Annotated in this window: 2 protein-coding genes; one reads left to right on the plus strand and one right to left on the minus strand. The window is 74.8% G+C overall.

Going from position 1 to position 2,395, the window contains the following annotated elements; translation table 11 throughout:
- Positions 1-88: 88 nt before the first annotated feature.
- The gene (locus tag ACRYR7_RS25210) at positions 89-1,684 is read right to left on the minus strand and encodes a methyl-accepting chemotaxis protein (RefSeq protein WP_432575117.1); all 1,596 of its coding nucleotides are present in this window, start codon (positions 1,682-1,684) and stop codon (positions 89-91) included.
- Between the two features lie 109 nt (positions 1,685-1,793).
- Here ACRYR7_RS25210 and ACRYR7_RS25215 point away from each other — a divergent pair, with 109 nt between their 5' ends.
- Complete coding sequence (locus ACRYR7_RS25215) at positions 1,794-2,336, plus strand: SRPBCC family protein (RefSeq protein ID WP_432575119.1); 543 nt, start codon at positions 1,794-1,796, stop codon at positions 2,334-2,336.
- Positions 2,337-2,395 lie beyond the last annotated feature (59 nt).

Below are 2,395 nucleotides of genomic sequence, written 5' to 3' on the forward strand. Positions count from 1 at the left end.
CCGGCCCCCCGCGCTGCGGGGGACCGGGCCGTGCGTGTTCAGCGCTGCGTGCTCAACGCTGCGGGACCCCGCTGGCCGGGGCGCCGCCTCAGGTGCGCGGCAGGGTGAAGGAGGCCACCAGCTCGTTCAGCTCACTGGCCGCCCGCGAGACCTCCCCCGCGGTGGCCGCGGTCTGGTTCGCCCCGGCCGTGGTGTGATCGGCGGCCGCGGCGATGCCGGAGATGTTCACCGCGATCTCCTGGGAACCGGTGGAGACCTCACCGACGTTGCGCACCATCTCCGAGGTGGTCGCGGACTGCTCCTCCACCGCCGCCGCGATCGTGGCCTGCAGCGCGTCGATCCGACCGATGACCTCGGTGATCTGCCCGATCGCCCCGGCCGCCGCACCGGCGTCGGTCTGCGTGGCGTTGATCCGCGTGATGATCTCCTCCGTGGCCCGCGCGGTCTGCTGCGCCAGCTCCTTGACCTCCCCCGCGACGACCGCGAAGCCCTTGCCCATCTCCCCGGCCCGGGCCGCCTCGATGGTGGCGTTCAGGGCGAGGAGGTTGGTCTGCTCGGCGATGGAGGTGATCAGCTTGACGACCTCACCGATCTCCCGGCTCGAGGCGCTCAGGCGCTCCAGGATCGCCGAGGCGTCGGTGGCACTGGTCACCGCCGCGGCGGCCACCCCGGAGGCCTCGGCGGTGGAGGTGGCGATCTCGCGGATCGCCGCGCTCATCTCGTCCCCGGCGGCGGCCACGGTGGAGATGGAGGCGGAGATCTCCTCGGTGGCCGCGGAGACGACCTGGGACTGCGAAGAGGCCTGCACCGCCCCGGAGGACAGCTGGGTGGCCACCGCGGAGAGCTCCTCGGAGGAGGCGGCCAGGGTGGTGGAGGCCCCGGCGATGCGGCGCATGGTGCCGGTGAGGTTGTCCATGGTGGTGTCCACCGCGGCGGCCAGCTGGCCGACCTCGTCCTTGGCGCTGTGGTGTACGCGCTGGTCCAGGCGGCCGTGGGCCAGGCCCTGCACCACGGTGAGGGTCTTGGCCAGCGGCTGCGCGATGCCGCGCGCGACGGTGACGGCCACCGCGACGGCCACGGCGATGGCGACGACGCCGAGCACCAGCAGCAGGACCACCGCAGCGCGCGCCGCGTCCGAGCTGCGCTCGGCCAGCGTCGCGGCCGCGGCGCTCTCGGCCTCGGACAGGGTGGTGAGGGTGTCCATGATCTGCTTGGCGACCGGGGCGATGGTGCTGGTGCGGTAGGCGATGTAGCCGTCGACGTCGCGGGCCTCGGCCAGGGCGACGAGCTGCTCGCGGTCGGCGCGGTACTGCGCCAGCTCCGCCTCGAAGGCGTCGCGGTCGGCGGCGGAACCCGCGGGGGAGGAGTCGAGGTACAGCGCCCACGCCTCGTCCAGCGCGGTGTCGGTGGTGGCCATGGCGTCGAGGGCGTCGCTCACCCCCTCGGGGGTGGTGGCCAGGGCGGCGTTGGTGACGTCCATGCGCACCTGCAGGAAGGAGGAGCGCACGTCGCCGATGTTGTCCACGGAGGCGACGCCCGAGGTGGACAACGTGGTGAGGTCGTTCTGCGAGTTCTGCAGGCGGCTGATGCCCACGGCGACCACGACGGCCAGCAGCAGGCACACGACACCGAACCCGGCGAAGAGCTTGGAGGCGACCTTCAGGTCGCGCAGTCGAGTGAGCACGGTAGTCCCATCGGGCGATCGGGGCCCGGGCTTGAGCGGTCGCCGGCGCGACTCACCGCGACCGCCCGCCCCGGGTGGAGCAGCAGGGCGCAGGGGCGAGGATGGGGCCGTGAGCGAGCACCCGGACCTCCTCGGCGGCGCGGTCCTGCACGGCGGTGACCGCGCGACCCTGACCCTGACGCGCGAGTACCCGCACCCGGTGGCGGCGCTGTGGACGGCACTGACCGTCCCGGAGGTCACCCGCCGCTGGTGGGCGGCGCTGCGCGCGGACCTGCGCCCCGGCGGGGAGTTCTCCCTGATGTGGCTCAACGGCGACCCCGCCGAGCTGGAGTGGTGGCCCGGGCGGGTCACCGCGCTGGACCCGCCGCGGCTGCTGGAGCACACCAACTCCGAGCACGGCCTGCTGCGCTGGGAGCTGGAGCCGGTGGACGCCGGCGGCCTGCGGGCGCGCACCCGGCTGCGGCTGACGGTGGACCTGGAGGGCGAGGACGCCTGGGTGCCGATGTCGCTGGCGGCCTGGCACCTGCACCTGGAGGCGCTGGAGCGCGCGCTGGACGGCGGCGCCGTCGACTGGCTGGACTGGGCCACCACCTCCGACGCCCGCCGCCGGCACCTGCGCGCCGCCTACGCCGCGACCCTGCCCACCGCCTGACCCCTCCCCCGCCGCCCCACCCGCACCGTCCCCGCCCCCCGTCCCCGCCCCCCGTCCCC

Source organism: Kineococcus gurbantunggutensis (assembly GCF_050871925.1).
Lineage (GTDB): Bacteria > Actinomycetota > Actinomycetes > Actinomycetales > Kineococcaceae > Kineococcus.